Genomic DNA, 21,043 nt, shown 5'->3' with positions numbered 1-21,043 from the left:
GGTCAGCGCTCCCCGGCACCGGTGGCCGGGCCCCCGGCGGCCGTTCCGTCCTCGGACTCGGTGGTCCGGCGGTCCGGCGGTCCGGCGCCGACCGCGCCGTCGCCGGGCCCGTCATCGGCGGTCTCCGACGGACCTGAGGGACCTGAGGCGGCTTCGGCGAGAGCGGCCTCACCGTCCGCGGCGGCCCGGATGGCCCGCCACGCGGTCTCGGCGGCCTGCTGCTCCGCCTCCTTCTTGCTGCGCCCGGTTCCGGTGCCGTAGGCGGTACCGGCCACCCGGGCGGCGGCGGTGAAGGTCTTCTCGTGATCGGGGCCGGTCTCGGTGATCTCGTACTCCGGCACACCCAATCCGCGGGCGGCGCTCAATTCCTGGAGGCTGGTCTTCCAGTCCAGGCCGGCCCCCAGGCCGGCGGAGCGCTCGATCAGCGGATCGAAGAGCCGGTGCACGAGCTCGTCGGCGGCGGCCAGGCCGCAGTCCAGGTAGACGGCCCCGATGACCGCCTCCAGGGTGTCGGCGAGGATCGACGCCTTGTCGCGACCGCCGGTCCCCTCCTCTCCCCGACCCAGGCGCACGAAGGCTCCCAGGTCCAGCCCCCGGGCGACCTCCGCGAGGGCACGGGAGTTGACCACCGCCGCCCTCAGCTTGGCGAGCTGCCCCTCGGGCAGCTCGGGGTGACGGTTGTAGAGGGTGTCGGTGACCACCAGGCCGAGAACGGAGTCCCCGAGGAACTCCAGACGCTCGTTGGTGGGCAGGCCCCCGTGCTCGTAGGCGTAGCTGCGATGCGTCAGCGCACGCACCAGAAGGGCGGCCTCGACCTTGTAGCCGAGCCGCCCTTCCAGAGTCGCAGGGGACGAGATCTCCTCCGCGGACACCGCGGAACTCGTGGTGCCGATGTCCGGCATGGAGCCCGTCACCCGCCCGTCAGACCTCAAGCACCTGGCGGCGGTTGTAGGTGCCGCAGTTGGTGCACGCGGTGTGCTGCAGCTTGGGCTCGCGGCAACCCCCGCACGCGGTGAGGTTGGGGACCGCAGCCTTCCACTGCGACCGGCGGTGGCGCGTGTTGCTGCGCGACATCTTCCGCTTCGGAACGGCCACGGCTACTTCTCCTGTGATTCGTCCCCGCCGGCGCGGGGAGGCTTCTCTTCTTCCGCGTCGGCCCCCGCGGACCCGAGGGTCCCCGACAGCTCCCGCAGCGCCGCCCAACGGATGTCGACGGCGTCGTCGTGCCGGTGGTCCGGATCGGTCTCCAGACGCACCCCGCACTCGGGGCACAGACCCGGACAGTCCTCCCGGCACACCGGCTGCAGGGGCAGTGAAAGCACCACCGCGTCCCGCAACACGGGCTCGAGGTCGAACAACTCGCCCTCGAGGAACAGCGTCTCCTCCTCGGCGTCGTCGTCGGTCGCCGCGTGGCGACTCCCGGCGTCGGCGTCGGGGTAGGAGTACAACTCCTGGAAGTCCGCCTCGCACTCCTGGCGAAGCGGCTCCAGACACCTTACGCACTCCCCGGTGAGGGGCGCGCGGACGGTCCCGGTGACCAGGACCCCGTCCATCACCGACTCCAGTCGGAGGGCGACCTCCATCGGTGCGTCCTCCGGAACCCGGAGCACGTCACCGCCCAGGTCCGCGGGGGCCTCCGCGGTGCGGGAAACCTTGAGGAGCGCACCCGGACGACGGCCCAGCTCGTGTGTACCGAACACGAGGGGGGCGCGGGGGTTCAGGGCGGCTTTCAGGGCTCTTCGCCTTCTGTGAGTCGATGGATCGGTGCGCGTCGGCCGGACTGCCGAGAGGCCGGTCGCCGGGCCTCCGGGTCCTACCGGGGCGCGCGGCGACGGGTCCGGGCGACGCGGGCCGCGGATGTCACCACGGCCGAAGGAACAGGATACGTCACGGCCCGCTTCCGCCCCAAACCGCCACCGGTGGTCCTCCGGGGGCGGCCCGGGGCGGGGGACGAACCGGTGGGAACGTCCGGAGAACCGGCCGGAGGCGGTTCGGGGGTCAGCGCCCCTGCTCGTACCGGCGCAGCTGTTCGGGATCGATGAAGCCGGTGTCGAAGAGGCTGGCCGCCTCCTGGTCGGTCCCCGTCCCGGTGCCCCCGTGGCCGCTGTGACCGCCGTAACCGGATCCGTCGGCCGCCGGGGAGCCGGCGGGCGCCCCGTACGGGTCGCCGGTGTAGTCGGGATACCCGCCGTTCCCCGCGGCGGCCCAGTCACCACCGGCATGGGTCGCGGCTGCCCGGTGGATGTCGCCGCCGGGTCCCCACCCGGTGTCGGGCGCGGGGTATTCCGTCCCGGTCACCCATCCGGAGAAGTCGCCGGTCCCCCGGGCCGGCGGCCCGGCGGACGGTGCTCCGGGGGCGACCATGGCGCCTCCCGCCTCCGCTGCCATCGCGAGGTCCAGCGGATGCATCTCCGGGGGACGCCCCTCCCCCGCCGCCATGTGCTCGGCCAATTCGTCGATCGGCCGGTGGCCGGTGAGTTTGTTCCGTCCCCGCCCGACCGCCTCGAGGGTCTTGCGCAACACCGTCTCGATCGCGGCGAACTGGTCCTCCACATAGGCGTCGGCGCGCTCGAGCAGCAACTCGGGGTCACCGTCGCGCCCCGCGCCCAGCAGCTTCTCCCGGCCGCGACCGACCGAATCGATGGTCTTTCCCAGCACGACCTCGAAATTGGCCAGCTTGCTGTCCACGTAGTCGTCGGCCTCGGCACGAACCTCCGCCGCCTCCCGGCGGGCCTCCGCCAGGATACGGTCCGCCTCGCCGCGGGCCTCGCGGGCGATATGGGTGTTCTCCACGAGGCTGCCGCGCTCGGCCCGGGCCGCCTCGACGATGCGCTGCGCCTCGCGGTGGGCGTCGGCGACGACCTCCTCGCGCCCGCCGAGAAGCCGGGTGGCCTCGGCCAGGGAGTCGGGGAAGGCGCCGCGCAGCTCCTCGAGTCGGGCGAGGAGTTCACCCCGGTTGATCACGCAGGACGCCGACATCGGCATGGCCTTGGCGCTGCCGACCGACGCGACGATCTCGTCGAGCTTCTGGTGTACGTCCACGGGGTGACTGTACGACCGTCGGGCCCCCCGGGGACAGTCGCCGGCGGGGGCGCACGGGGTTCCCGAACGGGCTCCGGGGCGTGACGCGCCCCGGCCGTCGGCCCCGGGTCAGCGGTGCCGCAGCTTCTCCATCAGGGCCTCCAACACGGTCGGCGGCACCAGGTGGGAGACGTCGCCACCCCAGGTGGCGACCTCCTTCACCAGGCTGGAGGAGAGGAAGCTGTAGGTGGGATTGGTGGGCACGAAGAGGGTTTCCACGCCCGAGAGCCCGATGTTCATCTGGGCCATCTGCAGTTCGTAGTCGAAGTCGCTGACGGCGCGCAGGCCCTTCACGATGGCCGGGATGTCGCGCTGCTTGCAGTAGTCCACCAGGAGGCCGTGGAAGGCCTCGACCCGTACGTTGCCGTACTCCGAGGTGACCTCCTCGATGAGCGCGATGCGCTCCTCCACCGGGAACAGTCCGCTCTTGGACTTGTTGATCATCACCGCCACGTGGACCACGTCGTAGAGCCGGGAGGCGCGGTTGATGATGTCGAGATGGCCATTGGTGATCGGGTCGAACGACCCCGGGCAAACCGCGCGTCGCAACGGTCCCTCCTCGCTCTCCCGGCCCATCATGACCGGTCGGTAACTTCTTCTTCGGCGGCGCGACCGTACCAGAGCGTTCCCTCGCCGTACCGACGGGAGCGCAGCGCGGAGAAGCCGGCCGGCCAGAGGAACGTCCCGCCCCTCGTTCCGCGCTCCACCGTGACGAGTCCGTCGCCGGCCAGCCACCCCCCGGAGCGGAGTGTGAGCAGGATCTCGCGGATCGCCGCGTCCCCGAGGACGTAGGGCGGATCCAGGAAAACCAGGTCGAAGGGGCCGCCGGGCGGTGGACCCGCGACGACGCGCTCGACCCGATCCGCCCGCGCCTCCGCTCCCGGCAGACCGAGCGCGGCGATGTTCTCCCGCACCACCCGGGCCGCCCGGCGGTCGGCCTCCACCAACACCACACGGCGGGCCCCCCGCGACAGGGCCTCCAGGCCGACCGCGCCGGAGCCCGCGAAGAGGTCCAGGACGGCGGCCCCCTCCAGGGGACCGTACAGGGCCTCCCAGGTGGAGAACAGGCCCTCCCTGGCGCGGTCCGAGGTGGGACGGGTGCCACCCCCGGGCGGCACGGCCAGCCGACGGCCGCCCGCGGCGCCGGCGATCACGCGGGTCATCGAGGTCCTTCGATCGCGGTGGGGAAAGGTCCGTCCCACGCTATACGGCGCGGCCCGCCGGGACCCGCCCGGCCGGAGCCGTACGGGCCCGCGCGTCCCGGCCCGGGGACCGGGCCGGTCCCCGGGCCGACGGATGCCCGCACGGTCGATCAGCCCGGCGCGACCTCCTCCCCGGCCGGCGAACCGAGCAGGACCGGCGAGGCGTACCGGGACCACGACAGGCAGCCGTCCGGCGGGCAGTACTCCGGTCGGCGCGGGTCGTGGCCCAGTTCCCGGAGTTTGGTGCGCACCGAGTCCGGGGTCCGCCCGAAGCGGGCGGCTATCCGCGCCACCGTCTCCCCCGCGTGGAACCGGCGGGTCAGGTCCTCCTCGTGCTGCGGGACCCAGGGGGCGCCATGACCGGGGAACAACTCGCGGAGGATGTCCCGGTCGGGGATGGGCTCGGCGACGTCCGCCGCCAGGGCCAGCGCCCGCAGACCGCGGTTGAGGGCGATGCGCAGGGTGGGGACGTCGACGGCGATCGGCGTCTGCGGCTCCCCCTCCCGCCACCCGGTCAGGGTCATGGTCAGGGTGACGTCGTCGTCGCTGGCCAACTCGACGCGGAAGATCTTGTCCCCGAGGGGGAGCTCGTTGATGTGTCGGAACGCCATGGAAGACCCCCAGTGGTCCGGGCCCGACGGGCCGGGAGAAAACCGCGCGGATCCGAACGGATCACCGCGGAACATCTCCATTCTCCCGGGCGGCACCGACAATTCGGGGTGACGCGGACGCCCGCCCGGGGGCCCGGGACCGCGCGGACCGGGAGAGGTGCCCCGGCCCGCGCGGATGGGGTCAGCCCCGCTCCAGGAACTCCTCCCGCTCCGCGTCGAGCAGCGCGTCCAGGGCGGTGCGCAGGGCGGGGGTGCGGGTCAGCTCGGGATCACGCTCCACCAGTTCGGCGGCCTCCCGCCGCGCCTCGATGATGATGTCCTCGTCCTCGATGACGGCGAGCATCCGCAATGAACTGCGCCCTCCCGACTGGGCCTGCCCGAGGACGTCACCCTCGCGCCGCTGCTCCAGGTCGATGCGGGAGAGCTCGAAGCCGTCCCGGGTGGAGGCCACCGCCTCCAGCCGGGCCCGGGCCGGAACGGCCTCCGGCAGGTCCGTCACCAAAAGACACAGCCCGGGGTGCTCGCCCCGCCCGACCCGACCCCGCAACTGGTGCAGTTGGGAGACACCGAAGCGGTCCGCGTCCATGATCGCCATCACCGTGGCGTTGGGGACGTTGACGCCGACCTCGATGACGGTGGTGGCCACCAGGACATCCAGCTCGCCCGCCGAGAAGCGGCGCATCACCTCGTCCTTGGCGTCCGGTGCCATGCGGCCGTGCAGCTCGGCGATCCGCAGGCCCGCCAACGGACCGGCCGCCAGGGAACGGGCGACGTCGAGGACAGCCAGTGGCGGACGGCGATCCCCCGATCCGTCGTCGGCCCCCGACCCGGTCCCCTCGGCTGCGGCGGTGTCCCCGGGAGCGGGGGGATCCGCGTCCTTCGCACCCGCCCCTTTCGTGCCCGCCGTGGCACCGGCGCCCCCGGCCCCGGCGTCCTCACCCGGCCCGTCGCCGATCCGGGGGCAGACCACGTACGCCTGGCGGCCGGCGGCCACCTCCTCCCGCACCCGCTCCCACGCGCGTCGCAGGAAGTGCGGCTTGTCCTCGGCGGGGACGACGTGGGTGACGATCGGTGACCGCCCCTCGGGCAGCTGGTCCAGCACCGAGGTCTCCAGGTCACCGAAGACCGTCATCGCCACGGTGCGCGGGATGGGGGTCGCGGTCATCACGAGCAGGTGCGGGGGGTGTTCGGCCCGGGAGCGCAGGGCGTCGCGCTGACGCACGCCGAAGCGGTGCTGCTCGTCGACCACGACCAGGCCCAGGTCGTGGAAGCGCACCCGGTCCTCGATCAGGGCATGGGTACCGATGACCAGGCCCGCCTCGCCGGTGACCGTCTCCAACAGCGCCCGGCGACGGGCGGCCGCCCCCATCGAACCGGTCAGCAGCGTCACCCGGGTGCCCTGCTCGGCGCCGCCCAGCAGGCCGCCCTCCGCCAGCTCCCCCATCATCTCCACGATCGAGCGGTGGTGCTGTTGGGCCAACACCTCGGTCGGGGCCAGCAGGGCGGCCTGGCCGCCGCCGTCCACCACCCCGAGCATCGCCCGCAGCGCGACCAGGGTCTTGCCGCTGCCCACCTCCCCCTGGAGCAGCCGGTGCATGGGATGGTCAGCGGCCAGGTCGGCGAAGATCTCCTCACCCACCCGACACTGTCCCTCGGTGAGGGTGAAGGGCAGCTTGGCGTCGAAGGCGGTCAACAGCCCGTCGGGGGCCGGTCGGCGGGGTACGGCGGGCAGCCGGGCATCGGCGTACCGACGACGGGCCAGGGCCACCTGGAGGACGAACGCCTCGTCCCATTTCAGGCGTCGCCGTGCCGCCTCCACCTCTTTCCGACCGGCGGGCCGGTGGACCCGGCGCAGCGCCTCCGGCAGCGGCGGCAGGTCGTGGTCGGCGCGCAGCCGGGGGGGCAGCGGGTCCCGTACGCCGGCCCAACCGTCGGCCTCCAGGGAGGCCAGGACGGTGTCCACGGCCTTGGCGATCTTCCAGGACTCCATCTGCCGACAGGCCGGGTACAGCGGGATGAGCCGCGAGGTGAAGGCGGCCACGGCGTCGGCCTCGCTTCCCGCGTCCTCCCCGGTCGTGCCCAGCAGTTGGTAGGAGGGGTGGGCCAGTTGCAGCCGGCGGTTGAACAGGGAGACCTTGCCGGAGAACAGGCCGCGCCGCCCCGGCAACAGCTCCCGCTTGTGGTGGTGCGCGCCCCGCCCGAAGAAGACCAGTTGCAGCCTGCCGCTGCCGTCGGTGAGGGTCACCTCCAACCGCTGCCCCCGCCCCCGGTTGAACGTCAGGATCCGGGTGTCGGCGACCTCGGCCACGACGGTGGCGTGCTCGTCGACGGGCAGGTCGGAGAGCCGGGTGAGCTCGCCCCGCTCCGCGTAGCGGCGCGGGTAGTGGTGCAGCAGGTCACCGACGGTGCGCAGATCGAGGTGGGTCGCCATCACCTTGGCGGTGGCCCCGCCCACCACACGGGCCAGCGGGTCCGCCAGCGGGTCGGCGGCGGACCGGGACGACGGCGGGGTGTTGGAGGTCTCGGGTTGGGCGCTCACCCGCCCATTGCACACCATCCCACCGACATCCCCGGGGACCCCGGGGACGTCCCGCTCCCCCACCGGTTCCGCGCCGCGCCCGGATTCGGCCCCGGCCGGGTTCCGCCGGACCCGGCGGAACCCTCATTCCACGCCGATCAACAGTGGTGAGCCCTGTCGGCCCTCGTACCGAACGGTGTCCACGCCGGGGTGACGCGAGCGCAGGTGCTCCTCCAGGCGGTCGGCCAGACCGCCGGGCACGTCCGCTCCGGTGACCAGGGTGACCAGCTCCCCGCCACCGGAGAGCATCCGGTCCAGGACCTCCGCGGCGATTCGTGCCGGGTCCCCGCCGAAGACCACCACGTCCCCGTCTATCAGGCCGAGCACGTCGCCCGCCCGGCACACCCCCGCGCTGGTCCACGACTCGCTCTCGGCGGTGCCCAACTCGCCGAAACGGGTCGCCCCGGCGGCGGCCGTCATGGCCACCACGTCCTCGTCGAAGCGCCGTTCCGGGGCGTGCACCGCCAGTGCGGCCAGCCCCTGCACCGGCGAACGGGTGGGGATGACCGAGACCCGGATGCCTGCCCGACGGGCCTCCTGCGCGGCCGCGGCGGCCGGGTGCCACAGCGCCGTGTCGTTGGGCAGCAGCACCACCTCCGGGGCACCGGCGGCGCGGAGCGCCGCGGTCATCTCCCCGACCGACGGCGGCTCGTCGGCGTCCGCGGTCAACGGCACCGCGCCCGCCTCCCGACACAGCTCGGCGAGGCCGTCGCCGGGGAGCACCGCGACAACCGCGCGGGCGGGCCCGGTGGTCGCGGGAGCCGTGTCGGGGGGCACCGGCCCGGTTCCCGCCGACGGAAGGTGGGCGATGCGGATGCGGTGGGGCCGACCGACCCGGATCGCGGCCTCCACGGCGGCACCGGGTTCGTCGGTGTGCAGGTGGAGGTGCCACAGGCCGTCACCGCCCACCACCACCAACGAGTCTCCCAGTCGGTCGAGACGGTCGCGCAGCCCGGGCACCGCGGTGTCGTCGGCGTCCAGGAGGTAGATCACCTCGAAGGCCGGTCCGGGGCCGGTGTCGTCGGGGGCGCAGGCCGCGGGGCGTTCGCCGGTCGGTTCACCGAGGGGAGCGGGGGGCCGGCCGCCGGGGTGGCCGGGTGGGTGCGCGCCGCCGGCCCTCACCGGGGCCGGGCGGTGGGGCGCGCGGCGGCCCGGCGCGGGGGCTCCCCCGGAGACCGCCGCGTCCAGGGCCTCCAGGACGGTGAGCAGGCCGCTTCCCCCGGCGTCCACCACTCCGGCCCGGGCGAGCACCGGCAGGCGGTCGGGGGTGCAGGCCAGCGCCTCGCGGGCCCCCGCGCAGGCGGCCGTCACGGTCTCGGCCGCGTCGCCGGTCGTCGCCTCCGCCGCGCGGGCGGCGGCGGCCGCGACGGTCAACATGGTGCCCTCCACCGGGTGGGCCACCGCGCGGTAGGCGGAGTCGGCCGCGGTGCGCAGGGCCCGACGCAGGTCCCCGGCCGTGACGGCGCCCTCGACCGAACCCCACTCGACGGCCATTCCGCGCAGCAGTTGGGCGAGGATCGTGCCGGAGTTCCCGCGCGCCCCGATCAACGCGCCGTGGGCCATCGCGCGGAGGGTCTCGGCCACGTCGGGATCCCCCGCTCCGGCGGCCTCCACGGCACGTGCCGCCGACTCCATCGTCAGGTAGAGATTGGTGCCCGTGTCGCCGTCGGCCACCGGGTAGACGTTGATCGCGTCGATGTCCTCCCGGGCACGGCCCAGGGCGTCCAGCGAGAGACGGCACCAGCGGCGCACCGTCCCGGCGTCCAACGGGCGCGTCACGGGCGATTCCTCCTCGGCGGCTCGGGGGACGATCGGAATCCGACCCCGGGATCCCGGTCGGGGCCCCGGGGAGCGCGTACCCGGGAACCGACCGTCGCAGCCTATGCGGCCCGGGGACGCGGCGACCCCCGCCGGCCGGAGGGGCCGTCCGATTTCGCCCGACGGGAGGGGCCGGGGTATGCTGCTCCGGTTGCCCGATACCGTCGAGTGAGTCCGCTCCCGGGGTGTCGGGCGCCACTCCCCGGCCGAAGCCCCCGGATTTCCGGTGTCGCAGAGCCGGGTTCCAGCGTTCGTATCCGTCTCCCCGTCTTTCCGGGGTGACCCGTCTTTGGAGTGACCCGTGGCTGCCAACTGCGACGTCTGCGGCAAGGGGCCGGGCTTCGGCAACAGCATCTCCCACTCTCACCGCCGCACCCCCCGCCGTTGGAACCCCAACATCCAGCGGGTGCGGGCCGTGGTGAACGGGACGCCGAAGCGCCTCAACGCCTGCACCTCGTGCATCAAGGCCGGCAAGGTCACCCGCTGAGCGGATGACGCCGCCCGTGGGTGACCACGGGCGTGCCGACCGCCGTCGGCCGCCGGGACACCCCGTCCCGGTACGGTCTCGAGCCGATCCGTCCCCGTGACGGATCGGCTCTTCGGCGTTCCCCGACGCCGGGGAAGGGAAGAGCGGGGTCCCGTGTCCGGGCCCCGTTCCGCCCCGGCCGGACGCCGGGCCGGGACGGGCCGGAAACCATCGGGGCTCAGCCGGCGGGGCTTCCACCCGGGTCGATGCCGTGACCGTGCCGGACCGGTCCGATGCCCGCGCCCAGGGGGAAACCGGCCGCGATCGCGGCCGTGACGTACTCCTTGGCCGCCGTGACCGCGTCGGGCACGTCCAGCCCCCGGGCGAGGTGCGCGGCGATCGCGGCGGCGAGCGTGCAGCCGGTGCCGTGGGTGTGGCGGTTGTCCAGGCGGGGGGCGCGCAGTCGGTACTCGGTGGTGCCGTCGGTCAGCAGATCGACGGCGTCGCCCCTCAGATGTCCACCCTTGATCAGCGCCCAGCGACCCCCCAGAGCCAGGACGGCGTCGGCGGCCCGGCGCATGTCCCGCTCCTCCTCCACCCGGACACCGGTCAGCTGCGCCACCTCGTCGAGATTCGGCGTCACCACCAGGGCCCTCGGAAGCAGCAGGGTGCGCACGACGTCCAGGGCGTCGGGGTCCAGCAGGGGGTCACCGTGCTTGGAGACGCCCACCGGGTCCACGATCACGGGGGCGTCCACCGTCCCCAGCAGGCCGGCGACGGTCTCCACCAACCGCGCGTCGGCCAGCATCCCGGTCTTGATCGCCCGCACCCCGATGTCGTCCACCACGGCGCGGAACTGCTCGACGACCGCCTCGGGGGGCAACGGCCAGGCATCCCGAACCCCCAGGGAGTTCTGGGCGGTGACGGCGGTGAGCACGCTCATCCCGTGGGTGCCCAGGGCGAGCATGGTCTTCAGGTCGGCCTGGATGCCCGCGCCGCCCCCGGAGTCGGAGCCGGCCACGGTCAGCACGGTCGGCGGGGCCTCGTTCGCGGCCGGGGTCGCGGCGCCGGCCGGGACATCCGACGGGGCGGGACCGGTGGGAGGTCCGCTCACAGCGCCTCCTCGGGAGTGTTGAAGTGGTCCCATCCCCCGGCCCGGTCCCAGAGGACGTCGTCCACCGTCACGGCGGGCGGGGCGGTGGGCGGCAGGACCTCGCCGATCCGCCGCCACCGGGCGGGCAGCTTGGTGTGCGGCGGGAAGGTGGCGACGATGGCGTGATCCTCACCACCGGTGAGCACCCACTCCAGGGGGTCCACACCGACCGCGTTGCCGATGTCGGACATCTGGGCGGGCACGTCCAGCGCGGCGGACCGCAGGTTGATGCGGACGTGACTGGCCCGGGCGATGTGACCCAGGTCGGCCAACAGCCCGTCGCTGACGTCGGTCATCGAGGTGGCCCCGAGTTCCGCCGCCAGGGGTCCCGCCGCGTAGGGGGGTTCGGGACGACGGTGGGCCTCCACGAAGGCGCGCGGGGAGCGGAACCCCCGGGCCAGGACGGCGTATCCGGCCGCCGACCAGCCCAGCCAGCCGTTGACCGCCACCACGTCCCCGGGTCGGGCCCCGGAGCGGGTGACCGGCTCGCGGTGGCGCAGGTCCCCCAGGGCCGTGATCGAGACCGTGATCGTGGCTCCCCTGACCACGTCACCGCCCGCCACGCCGGCCCCGGCGACCCGACACTCGTCCCGGATGCCGTCCATCAACTCCAGCGGCCAGGTGGCGGACAGCTCCGCGGGGACCACCAGACCGAGCAGCAGCGCGGTCGGGGAGGCCCCCATGGCGGCCACGTCGGCCAGGTTCTGCGCGGCGGCCTTGCGGCCGACGTCGTAGGCGGTGGACCAGTCGCGGCGGAAGTGCCTGCCCTCCACCAGGATGTCGGTGGTGGCCACGACGCGCCGATCCGGCGCCGCGACCACCGCTGCGTCGTCTCCCGGGCCCAGCCGCACGGCGGGTGCGTCGCTGATCCGGGCCGTGAGCTCCCGGATCAATCCGAACTCGCCCAGCTCGCCCACTGTGCCCTTCACTCCGCTCTCCTCATGTCTCGTCTCCGGCCATCGGGTCAACCTGTGGTGCCCGGCGGCCCCGACAACTCCCTGCCGCAGGTCATGACGCGCTACGGTAGCGCCCCGATCCTCGAAGCCGCCCTGGAGGACCCGTGGTACAGGCGTACATCCTGATTCAGACCGAGGTGGGCAAGGCGTCCACCGTGGCCGATGTGATCTCCGAACTGTCCGGTGTCATCCAGGCCGAGGACGTCACCGGCCCGTACGACGTGATCGCACGGGCCGAGGCGTCCTCCGTGGACGAGCTGGGCCGTCTGGTGGTCGCCGAGGTACAGCGGGTGCCCGGCATCACACGCACGTTGACCTGCCCCGTCGTCCATCTGTGAACGGAAACGGCACGGCGTTCGGGTGGTTCTCCGCCCCCGGGTTCCGCCCCGTTCCCCGGATGTCCCGTCCCGTGCGCTCGCCCCACCCCGTTTCCTCCCCCTCGGCAGGCGTCGGCCCCGAACGGCTCCGGCGCCGCCTCCATCCGGTCCGTGCCGGTCCGTGCCCGGCCCGTACCGGTCGGTCGACCCCGCCCGGCCGGTGCCCGCCCCCGTCGGGGTCGGGTGCCGGCACCCGTATGCTCGGCCGGTGATGCCCACCGTACGTCGATCCCGTCCCACCACCGTGCCGCCCGCGCCATCGGTGTGTTCGCGTCGCGTGCCACTCCGACACGCCGGTGTCACGGTCGCGCTGCTGTCGGTGTTCGTCGGGGCGGTCGGGTGTGCCGGGACGGGCACCGTGTCCGTGCCCGCGCCGGAGCCGGCGGCGGACGCGGCCGGGATCTGCCGGACACTGGCCGACGCCCTGCCCGGGGAGGTGGAGGAGCGCGAGCGTCGCGAGGTGGAACCCTCCTCGCCCTACACGGCGGCCTGGGGCGACCCGGCGATCGTGCTGCGCTGCGGGGTGCCGGACCCGGCGGTGCTCGACCCTCCGGACGCTGCCTACGACCCGTTCGCCGACGCGGTGGCGGTCAACGACGTGTCGTGGTTGATCGAGGCCGGCGCGAACGGCGACGGCTACCGCTTCACCACCACCGAGCGAACGGTGCGGGTGGAGGTGACGGTCCCCTCGGCGTACGCGCCGGAGACCGGTGTCCTGGTGGATCTCGCCGAGGCGGTGGCCGGGAGCGTGCCGCTCGATCCGCTGTGGGAGGACCACACCGACCACGGGTGACCCGGGTCCGCCCCCGCTCCCCGCTCCCCGCTCCCCCGGGACGTACCGGCCGGAGCGGGGCGGGGAAGGAGTGGCTCAGCGCAGCCCGGTGGGGCGGCGCAGGGCGGCGCGGATGAGCGTGTCGATCAACTCCGGATAGTCCACCCCGCTCTCCCGCCACATGCGGGGATACATGGAGATCGGGGTGAAGCCCGGCATGGTGTTGATCTCGTTGATGACGAACCGTCCGTCCTCGGTGAGGAAGAAGTCGGCCCGGACCAACCCTTCGCAGGCCGCGGCCTCGAAGGCGCGGACGGCGAGACCGCGTACCCGCTCGGTCTCCTCCGCGGACAGCGGGGCGGGAACGATCCCCTCGGCCGAGTCGATGTACTTGGCCTCGAAGTCGTAGAAGTCGTGGGCGGCCGCGGGCGGGATCTCGGCCGGCACGCTGGCCCGCGGGCCGTCCTCGAACTCCAGGACACCGCACTCGATCTCGCGCCCCCGCAGCATCGCCTCGACGATGATCTTGGGGTCGTGGCGTCGGGCCTCGGCGATGGCCTCGTCCAGCTCCTCCGGGCCGTTCACCCTGCTGATTCCCATGGAGGAGCCGGCCCGGGCGGGTTTGACGAAGAGCGGCCACCCGTGGCGATTGGCGAATTCGGTGAGGCGGGCCCGCACCCCGGTCGGGTCGCGCTCCTCCTCCCGCGGCCGCACCACCGTGTAGGGGCCCACCGACAGTCCGAAGGAGGTGAAGACGCGCTTCATGTACTCCTTGTCCATGCCGATGGCCGAGGAGAGTACGCCGGAACCGACGTAGGGGATGCCGGAGAGCTCCAGCAACCCCTGGATGGTGCCGTCCTCGCCGTAGGGGCCGTGCAGGACCGGGAAGACGACGTCCACGTCCCCCAGCACCTTGGGGACGGTGCCCGGTTCGGTGTAGACGACCTCACGGCTGCCGGCGGTGACCGGGAGCAGCACACCGCCCGAGTCCGACTCGGCCAGGTCGTCCACCGCGGGGAGTCGGCGGTCGGTGATCGCCATCCGCTCGGGAGCGTCGGCGGTCAGGGCCCATCGGCCGTCGGAGGTGATGCCGATGGGCAACACCTCGTAGCGCTCACGGTCGATGGCGTTCAGCACGGCACCCGCGGTGACCACGGAGATGGCGTGCTCGGAGCTGCGGCCGCCGAAGACGACGGCGACGCGCGGCTTGGGGCGCTGGGGGCTCGAGGGGGAGCCGCTGGGGGGCAACTGGCTGCTCATATCGCCCCGAGGCTACCGAACGCCGGTTCCGTCGGCCGGCGGCGCCCGGTGGTTTCCGTGCGGATTCCCCCGGCCGGCCGGGGTGGGCCGGGACGGAGCGGTGGAAGCCGGGCACCCGCTCGGACACGGGGCGACGGACCGGGGACGGGGCGTCACCGGGTGGCGGAGCCCGCCCGGATCAGCGCCGCTCCGCCTTGGCGCTGCGGGACATCAGCCCCTTCAACTCGTCACGGGGTGAGGTTCCCTCGTGGACGATGCGCACCACGGTCTCGGTGATGGGCATCTCCACACCGTGGCGTTGCGCCAGGAGCAGCACCGACCGGCAGGACTTCACGCCCTCCGCGGTCTGTCGGGTGACCGCGATGGTCTCCTCCAGGGTCATGCCCCGCCCGAGGTTGCGGCCGAAGGTGTGGTTGCGGGACAGCGGCGAGGAGCAGGTGGCGACGAGGTCGCCCAACCCCGCGAGCCCGGCGAAGGTGGCGGGGTCGGCCCCCATCGCCAGGCCGAGTCGACTGGTCTCCGCGAGGCCGCGGGTGATCAGCGACGCCTTGGTGTTGTCGCCCAACCCCATGCCGTCGGCGATGCCCACCGCCAGGCCGATCACGTTCTTGACCGCGCCGCCCAGTTCGCAACCGACGACATCGGTGTTGGTGTAGGGACGGAACCGCTCGGTGTGACAGACCCGTTGGATACGACGGGCGATCTCCTCGTCCCGACAGGCGACCACGGAGGCGGCGGGCTGCCGCTCGGCGATCTCCCGGGCGAGGTTGGGGCCGCTGAGGACCGCGATGCGGTCCCCGGAGACCCCGGTGCTCTCGGCGATAACCTCACTCATCCGTTTGCCGCTGCCCAGTTCGATGCCCTTCATCAGGGAGATCTGCACCGTGTCGGGGGGCAGCAGGGACGCCCACTCGGCGAGGTTGCCGCGCAGGGTCTGGGCGGGCACGGAGAAAACGGTGAACTCGGCGTCCCGGGCGGCCTCGGCCGGGTCCGTGGTCGCCCGGACGGTCTCCGGCAGTCTGATGCCCGGCAGGTAGTCGGGGTTGACGCGCTCGGTGTTGACCGCCTCGACGATCTCCGGGCGGCGTGCCCACAGGGTGACCCGACAACCCGCGTCGGCGAGCACCATCGCGAAAGCAGTGCCCCAGGATCCGGTTCCGTAGACGGCGACGGATGTCACTCGGTCGTCTCCTTGATGGTGTCACCCGGGATGTTCTGGCCGGTTCCGGTTCCGGTTCCGGCGCCGGCACGATCGACGCGATCGCGCTTGTGGACCCAACGGCGTCGCGGTGGTTCCTCGTTCCGGATGCCCGCGAGTTGGACGGTCACGGCGTCCATGATGCGGTCGGTGACCCGGCGGAGCAATTCGGCGTCGATCTCACGGCCGTGGAACTCGGAGAGGTCGACCGGCGGACCGGCCACCACGGTCATCCGCCGGCGCGGCAGCAGTCGGACGCGGCGGCCGCCGGCGTAGGGGGGCAGTACCTCGTTGGCGCCCCACTGGGCGACGGGGATGACCGGGGCCCGGGTCTCCAGCGCGACACGGGCCACCCCCGTCTTGCCCTGCATGGGCCACTGATCGGGGTCACGGGTGAGTGTTCCCTCGGGGTAGAAGGCCACGCACTCGCCGCTGTGGACGGCCTGCACCGCGGCGCGGAAGGCGCCGGCGGCGTCCAAGGTGTCGCGGTAGACGGGGATCTGACCGGTGCTGCGCATGAAGGAACCGACGATGCCCCGGCCACGGAAAAGGCTGTTCTTGGCCAGGAAACGGGGCACTCTTCCGGTGTTGTACTGGAAATGCGCGTAGGAAAGGGGGTCGAGATGCGAGTTGTGGTTGACCGCGGTGATGAAACCACCGGTGGCGGGAATGTTCTCCACCCCACGCCAATCGCGGGAGAAGAGCAGCAGCATCGTGGGTTTCACCAGGAATGCGGCAAAGCGATACCAGAAGCCGATTCTGCGGCGGGACACTCGGACACCATCTCCTCTTGCGCTCCTCGTAGGCCCTGTGCGCCTCGTACGCCCGGGTGGGTTCGATAGCCTCGACGGGCCACCGTCCGGAGAGCACCGGGCCGCGGCGGTCGCGCGCCCCGTCCGGCGCCGCCGGCGCGGACGGCCGGACAAGTCTGACCCCGGGCCGGTGGCCTGTCCAGCAGATCGTCTCATCGGTTCGGTCGGGGCCGACGGCAGGGGTGGCGCGCCCGGGAGGCGCGTACCGGAGGGAACGGGGATGGGATGCACGGCCGGAGGGGGATGTTCCCGACGCGGAACGGCCGGGAGAGGGGATCATCGATCCCGGCCCGCTGGGTGGCGGTGATCCCCCTCAAGGCCGGGGCGGGCGCCAAGTCCCGGTTGGGCGCGACGCTCGGGGAGCGGGCCCGGGCGTCGCTCGCCCCGGCCCTGGCCCTGGACACCGTGGCGGCCGTCCTGGCGTGCCGTCGGGTACGGGAGGTGATCGTGGTCACGGACGACGCGTGGATCGCGGCCGGGCCGGTGGGCTCCGGGGTGCGGGTGGTGCCCGACGCACCGAACGGGGGGCTGAACGCGGCGGTGGAGCACGGGGTGCGGGTGGCCGGGGCGGCACCACGGGGGGCGGGCGGCGACGCGCCTGCCGGGGTGGTGGCTCTCAACGGGGATCTGCCCGCGCTGCGTCCGGAGGAGCTGGAGCGGGTACTGCTGGCCGCGCGGGCGCCGCGGTGCTTCGTGCCGGACACCGAGGGCACCGGTACCACGATGCTGACGGTGGCACCGGGCGTGGCACCGGAACCACGGTTCGGTCCCGACTCGCGGACGCGGCATCTGGAGTCGGGCGCGTTGGAACTCCGACCGCTCGATGTGCCGGGGGCGCGGCGGGACGTGGACACCGGGGCGGATCTGCTGGCGGCGCTGGAACTCGGCGTGGGGCCGCACACCCGTCGGGCCTGGGAAGGGCTCGGCCGCCCGGGTGCGACCGGGGGAACCGGGCTCAGAAGGTCTGCAGGGTCACGAGGGTGATCCGGGGCGCGGCGCGGTCCGCCGCGGGGTCCCGGTCGGCGGCGGTCTCGATCCGCACCCGCTGGCCGGGGCGCAGCAGCCGCAGACCGCCGGCGTCGAAGGCCGCGGGGTCGAACTCGACGGGGGTGCCGTCGTCGAGCAGTACGCTGCCGGCTCGGGTCGTCGGGTCCCAGGTGTACGCGGTGGCCTGCATGCGCCGATCCTAGAGGTCCGGCACACGCAGGGTCACCCCGACCGACCCCGGCGGGGTCACTTGCTGCGTGTGGCCGTCCGCTTCGCCGTGGTCCTGCGCCCCGTCGCCTTCCGGGCGGGGGCGTTACCGGCCCCGGTTTTCTTGGCCTGCGCCTTCTTGGCGGTCTTCTTGGCGCCGGTCTTCTTCGCGGCGCCGGTGTCGCGGGCCGTCGTGGTCTTCTTGGCGGTGGTGCTCTTGGCCGCGCCGGCCTTCTTACCGGCGGCGGCCTTCTTGGCGGTCGCGCTGCGAGTGGTGGTGCTCTTCTTGGCCGTGGTCTTCTTCGCCGTCGCCTTCTTGGTGGTGGTACCGCCGCTCAGGCTGCCCTTGGGTGCCTTCTTCACCGCCACGTCGTTCTTCGGGAGCTTCTTGCTGCCGGCCACGAGGTCCTTGAAGCCCTGTCCGGCACGGAACCGGGGCACGGCGGTCTTCTTCACCCGAACCCGCTCCCCGGTCTGGGGGTTGCGGGCGTAGCGGGCGGGACGCTCGACCTTCTCGAACGAGCCGAAACCGGTGACCGACACGCGCTCCCCGGCGACGGTGGCCCGGATGATGGCGTCGAGGACGATATCGACCGCGAGTGCGGCCTGCTGACGGCCGCCGAGCTTGTCGGCGATGGCTTCCACGAGCTGCGCCTTGTTCACGTCTTCCCCTTCGGAGGCATCGCTGGAACGAAACCGTTCAAGCTTTTTCGCACGGTAGGCAGATATATACCGCAAATCAAACCAGAAACGGGCGAATCACCCTTGTGTCGCAACGAACTGGCCCGCAGCGCGCGTCGATCCGGCGGCGGCGGCCCCGATCCGGCACCGGGGCACCGGCCGCGACGCCCCGCGACGCACCCTCGTCCATCCCGAAATCGGGAAGTCCACGGCGGAGTCGCCGCGGATCCGATGCCGGCGGATCGGGGTTGACCCCACGGAGCCATCGCGGACCCGTGGTGGGCGGGGGCCGGAACGACCACCCGTCCCCCGCCCTCCCGCCCCCGGGGGAGAACCCCGGTCGGGCGGAATCCGGCGGGGCGGGAAACCGTTCGGGCCGACGTTCGACCACCGGCGCGTCGCGCCGGGCGATCGCGGTGAGGGACGACAACCGGCGGGTGATACCCCGTCGCACCTCCTCGGGAACGGGCATCACGCGCACTCCGGGGTGCGCTTCTTTCGGCCGAACCGCGAGACGGGCGTGGAGCGGTGCCCCGTCGTCGTGGTCCATGCACCAATTGTGCCACCCGGGGGGAGTTGTCGCCCGACATCCGCCGCACACAAGACGATACGGGTGTGTCCCCCACCTCGGAGGTGGGGGACACACCCGTATCGAAGGGGCCCCTGAAGGCCCTACACCCGTCGGGGGAGCGGCCGTTCGATGGCCGAAAAACTCTCCCGCGGGATGCGGAAACGGCGCACCCGGGGTTCGGGTGGCGGGGTCAGGCCACGAGGGTCCGCGGTTTGAAGGAGGGCCGCGTCGCCTCGTGGACCGCGATCTCGTCCTCGTGGCACAGCGTCAGGCTGATGTCGTCCAACCCTTCCAGCAGCCGCCGGCGGGAGTTCTCGTCGAGTTCGAAGGGGGCCTCGACACCCGGCGCCCGCACCACGCGCTCCACCAGGTCCACGGTGACCGGGGCCCGGGGGTCGGCCTCGACGGCCTCCCACAGTCGATCGACCACGGCCTGGTCGAGGATGACCGTCAGCAGCCCGTTCTTCAGGGAGTTGCCCCGGAAGATGTCGGCGAACCGCGAGGAGATCACGGCCTTGAAGCCGTAGTTCTGCAACGCCCACACCGCGTGTTCGCGGGAGGACCCGGTACCGAAGTCGGGACCGGCGATCAGCACCGTGGCCCCGGCCCGCTCGGGACGGTTGAGCACGAACTCCGGATCCCGGCGCCATGCCTCGAACAACCCGTCCTCGAATCCGTCCCGGGTGACCTTCTTGAGCCAGTGGGCGGGGATGATCTGGTCGGTGTCCACATTGCCGCGGCGCAGCGGAACGGCCCGACCGGTGTGCGTCGTGAAGGCTTCCATCGCTGATCAGACTCCCGCGGGGGTGGGGACGGAGGTGAGGTCGGACAGGTCGGCGGGGGACGACAGGCGGCCCGTCACGGCGGTGGCCGCGGCCACCTGCGGGGAGACCAGGTGGGTGCGGCCGCCCTTGCCCTGCCGGCCCTCGAAATTGCGGTTGGAGGTGGAGGCCGAGCGCTCGCCGGGCTTGAGCTGGTCGGGGTTCATCCCCAGACACATGGAACACCCGGCGTGCCGCCACTCGGCCCCGGCCTCGGTGAACACCTTGTCCAAGCCCTCCTCCACGGCCTGCAGCGCCACCCGCACCGATCCGGGCACCACCAACATGCGCACCCCGTCCGCGATCCTTCGTCCGCGCAGCACTCCGGCCGCCGAGCGCAGATCCTCGATCCGACCGTTGGTGCAGGAACCGACGAAGACGGTGTCCACCGAGACCTCGCGCAGCGGCTGGCCGGCGGACAGCCCCATGTACTCCAGCGCCTTCTCCGCCGCCAGCCGCTCGCTGGGATCGGCGAAGGACGCCGGGTCGGGCACGGAAGTGGACAGCGGGGCGCCCTGCCCGGGGTTGGTCCCCCAGGTCACGAACGGGGCCAGCTCCGTGGCGTCGATGACGACCTCGTGGTCGAAGACGGCGTCCTCGTCCGTGCGCAGGGTGCGCCAGTACTCCACGGCGGCGTCCAGGTCCGCGCCGGTCGGGGCGTGGTCCCGGCCGCGCAGGTACTCGAAGGTGGTCTCGTCCGGCGCGATCATGCCGGCCCGGGCCCCGGCCTCGATGGACATGTTGCAGATGGTCATCCGCGCCTCCATCGAGAGCTTCTCGATGGCCTCGCCCCGGTACTCGATCACATAGCCCTGACCGCCGCCGGTGCCGATCCGGGCGATGATCGCGAGGATCAGGTCCTTGGCGGTCACCTCGGCGGGCAGTTCGCCGCGCACCGTGACGGCCATCGTGCGGAAGGGGGCCATCGGCAGGGTCTGGGTGGCCAGGACGTGCTCGACCTGGCTGGTCCCGATACCGAAGGCCAGCGCGCCGAAAGCACCGTGGGTGGAGGTGTGACTGTCCCCGCACACCACCGTCATACCGGGCTGGGTCAGACCCAGCTGCGGACCGACCACGTGCACCACACCCTGCTCGCGGTCCCCGAGGGGGTGCAGCCGGACGCCGAACTCCGCGCAGTTCTTGCGCAGCGTCTCCAACTGGACGCGGGAGACGGGGTCGGCGATCGGTTTGTCGATGTCGAGGGTGGGTGTGTTGTGGTCCTCGGTGGCGATGGTGAGGTCGGTGCGCCGAACCCGGCGACCGTTCTTGCGCAGCCCGTCGAACGCCTGGGGGCTGGTCACCTCGTGCAGCAGATGGAGATCGATGTAGAGCAGGTCGGGCTCGCCCTCCGCGCGCCGGACGACATGGTCGTCCCAGACCTTCTCCGCGAGTGTCCGTCCCATCGCATTCCCTCCGACCCGGCAGCGTCGCCGGGCCTCAAGTCGAATCGTGCCGTTCGGTCGGTGACCGTCGTCCGCGCCCCGCGCTCCGG

General features: G+C 73.0%; 22 protein-coding genes. 4 read left to right on the top strand and 18 right to left on the bottom strand.

Annotated elements, in window-relative coordinates:
• Window positions 1-2: 2 nt before the first annotated feature.
• The 9 genes from rnc to LZF96_RS07005 form a co-directional block, all read right to left on the bottom strand.
• The gene (gene rnc, locus LZF96_RS07045) at window positions 3-902 is read right to left on the bottom strand and encodes a ribonuclease III (protein WP_233867568.1); all 900 of its coding nucleotides are present in this window, start codon (window positions 900-902) and stop codon (window positions 3-5) included.
• Window positions 903-921: 19 nt separating this feature from the next.
• On the bottom strand, window positions 922-1,095 hold the full coding sequence (gene rpmF / locus LZF96_RS07040; protein WP_233867224.1) for a 50S ribosomal protein L32: 174 nt from the start codon (window positions 1,093-1,095) through the stop codon (window positions 922-924).
• A gap of 2 nt (window positions 1,096-1,097) precedes the next feature.
• Window positions 1,098-1,700 (bottom strand): DUF177 domain-containing protein, encoded by a 603-nt coding sequence (locus LZF96_RS07035; RefSeq protein ID WP_233867221.1) that lies wholly within the window; start codon window positions 1,698-1,700, stop codon window positions 1,098-1,100.
• Window positions 1,701-1,998: 298 nt separating this feature from the next.
• The gene (locus LZF96_RS07030; RefSeq protein WP_233867218.1) at window positions 1,999-3,042 is read right to left on the bottom strand and encodes a cell division initiation protein; all 1,044 of its coding nucleotides are present in this window, start codon (window positions 3,040-3,042) and stop codon (window positions 1,999-2,001) included.
• 108 nt (window positions 3,043-3,150) lie between these two features.
• The gene (gene coaD / locus LZF96_RS07025) at window positions 3,151-3,630 is read right to left on the bottom strand and encodes a pantetheine-phosphate adenylyltransferase (RefSeq protein WP_233867215.1); all 480 of its coding nucleotides are present in this window, start codon (window positions 3,628-3,630) and stop codon (window positions 3,151-3,153) included.
• A 26-nt stretch (window positions 3,631-3,656) separates the two neighbouring features.
• On the bottom strand, window positions 3,657-4,244 hold the full coding sequence (gene rsmD / locus LZF96_RS07020; RefSeq protein ID WP_233867212.1) for a 16S rRNA (guanine(966)-N(2))-methyltransferase RsmD: 588 nt from the start codon (window positions 4,242-4,244) through the stop codon (window positions 3,657-3,659).
• A gap of 149 nt (window positions 4,245-4,393) precedes the next feature.
• Window positions 4,394-4,894, bottom strand: a complete 501-nt coding sequence (locus LZF96_RS07015; protein WP_233867194.1) for a hypothetical protein — start codon at window positions 4,892-4,894, stop codon at window positions 4,394-4,396.
• Window positions 4,895-5,075: 181 nt separating this feature from the next.
• A complete protein-coding gene (gene recG / locus LZF96_RS07010; protein ID WP_308294163.1) occupies window positions 5,076-7,433 on the bottom strand; it encodes an ATP-dependent DNA helicase RecG in 2,358 nt (785 codons plus the stop codon).
• Between the two features lie 123 nt (window positions 7,434-7,556).
• Window positions 7,557-9,251, bottom strand: coding sequence for a DAK2 domain-containing protein (locus LZF96_RS07005; protein ID WP_233867191.1), 1,695 nt, complete (start codon window positions 9,249-9,251; stop codon window positions 7,557-7,559).
• Window positions 9,252-9,591: 340 nt separating this feature from the next.
• On the opposite strand from LZF96_RS07005, the gene rpmB reads away from it, so the two are divergent.
• Window positions 9,592-9,777 carry a 50S ribosomal protein L28 gene (gene rpmB, locus LZF96_RS07000; RefSeq protein WP_129842680.1) on the top strand — a complete coding sequence of 62 codons (186 nt, stop codon included), beginning with the start codon at window positions 9,592-9,594 and terminating at the stop codon, window positions 9,775-9,777.
• A 217-nt stretch (window positions 9,778-9,994) separates the two neighbouring features.
• Here the strand turns inward: rpmB and thiD are convergent, their stop codons facing one another.
• Together thiD and LZF96_RS06990 are read right to left on the bottom strand one after the other, a co-directional pair.
• Window positions 9,995-10,786 (bottom strand): bifunctional hydroxymethylpyrimidine kinase/phosphomethylpyrimidine kinase, encoded by a 792-nt coding sequence (gene thiD / locus LZF96_RS06995; RefSeq protein ID WP_233867561.1) that lies wholly within the window; start codon window positions 10,784-10,786, stop codon window positions 9,995-9,997.
• Between the two features lie 80 nt (window positions 10,787-10,866).
• Complete coding sequence (locus tag LZF96_RS06990) at window positions 10,867-11,838, bottom strand: thiamine-phosphate kinase (protein WP_233867188.1); 972 nt, start codon at window positions 11,836-11,838, stop codon at window positions 10,867-10,869.
• Window positions 11,839-11,969: 131 nt separating this feature from the next.
• Between LZF96_RS06990 and LZF96_RS06985 the strand changes: the two genes are divergently transcribed.
• Window positions 11,970-12,203 carry an Lrp/AsnC family transcriptional regulator gene (locus LZF96_RS06985; RefSeq protein ID WP_233867186.1) on the top strand — a complete coding sequence of 78 codons (234 nt, stop codon included), beginning with the start codon at window positions 11,970-11,972 and terminating at the stop codon, window positions 12,201-12,203.
• Between the two features lie 316 nt (window positions 12,204-12,519).
• Window positions 12,520-13,035 (top strand): DUF3515 family protein, encoded by a 516-nt coding sequence (locus tag LZF96_RS06980; RefSeq protein ID WP_233867183.1) that lies wholly within the window; start codon window positions 12,520-12,522, stop codon window positions 13,033-13,035.
• Between the two features lie 75 nt (window positions 13,036-13,110).
• On the opposite strand, the gene LZF96_RS06975 is transcribed toward LZF96_RS06980, so the two are convergent.
• The 3 genes from LZF96_RS06975 to LZF96_RS06965 form a co-directional block, all read right to left on the bottom strand.
• Window positions 13,111-14,274, bottom strand: a complete 1,164-nt coding sequence (locus LZF96_RS06975; RefSeq protein WP_233867180.1) for a D-alanine--D-alanine ligase family protein — start codon at window positions 14,272-14,274, stop codon at window positions 13,111-13,113.
• 178 nt (window positions 14,275-14,452) lie between these two features.
• The gene (locus LZF96_RS06970) at window positions 14,453-15,454 is read right to left on the bottom strand and encodes an NAD(P)H-dependent glycerol-3-phosphate dehydrogenase (RefSeq protein ID WP_308294162.1); all 1,002 of its coding nucleotides are present in this window, start codon (window positions 15,452-15,454) and stop codon (window positions 14,453-14,455) included.
• A complete protein-coding gene (locus LZF96_RS06965) occupies window positions 15,451-16,245 on the bottom strand; it encodes a 1-acyl-sn-glycerol-3-phosphate acyltransferase (RefSeq protein ID WP_233867177.1) in 795 nt (264 codons plus the stop codon). The genes LZF96_RS06970 and LZF96_RS06965 overlap by 4 nt, the downstream gene beginning before the upstream one ends.
• A gap of 282 nt (window positions 16,246-16,527) precedes the next feature.
• On the opposite strand from LZF96_RS06965, the gene cofC reads away from it, so the two are divergent.
• A complete protein-coding gene (gene cofC, locus LZF96_RS06960) occupies window positions 16,528-17,268 on the top strand; it encodes a 2-phospho-L-lactate guanylyltransferase (RefSeq protein ID WP_233867175.1) in 741 nt (246 codons plus the stop codon).
• On the opposite strand, the gene LZF96_RS06955 is transcribed toward cofC, so the two are convergent.
• The 4 genes from LZF96_RS06955 to leuC form a co-directional block, all read right to left on the bottom strand.
• On the bottom strand, window positions 17,240-17,461 hold the full coding sequence (locus LZF96_RS06955) for a hypothetical protein (RefSeq protein ID WP_233867173.1): 222 nt from the start codon (window positions 17,459-17,461) through the stop codon (window positions 17,240-17,242). The genes cofC and LZF96_RS06955 overlap by 29 nt on opposite strands.
• Before the next feature lie 56 nt (window positions 17,462-17,517).
• The gene (locus tag LZF96_RS06950; protein WP_233867171.1) at window positions 17,518-18,141 is read right to left on the bottom strand and encodes an HU family DNA-binding protein; all 624 of its coding nucleotides are present in this window, start codon (window positions 18,139-18,141) and stop codon (window positions 17,518-17,520) included.
• Window positions 18,142-18,920: 779 nt separating this feature from the next.
• Entirely contained in the window at window positions 18,921-19,514 is a 594-nt protein-coding gene (leuD, locus tag LZF96_RS06945) for a 3-isopropylmalate dehydratase small subunit (RefSeq protein WP_233867169.1), read from the bottom strand.
• 6 nt (window positions 19,515-19,520) lie between these two features.
• On the bottom strand, window positions 19,521-20,954 hold the full coding sequence (gene leuC, locus LZF96_RS06940) for a 3-isopropylmalate dehydratase large subunit (RefSeq protein WP_233867167.1): 1,434 nt from the start codon (window positions 20,952-20,954) through the stop codon (window positions 19,521-19,523).
• Window positions 20,955-21,043 lie beyond the last annotated feature (89 nt).

Origin of the sequence: Streptomyces sp. ST2-7A, from assembly GCF_021390475.1 — a bacterium.
In the GTDB taxonomy this organism is placed as follows: domain Bacteria; phylum Actinomycetota; class Actinomycetes; order Streptomycetales; family Streptomycetaceae; genus Streptomyces.
This window is presented reverse-complemented; position numbering and strand designations above follow the sequence as displayed.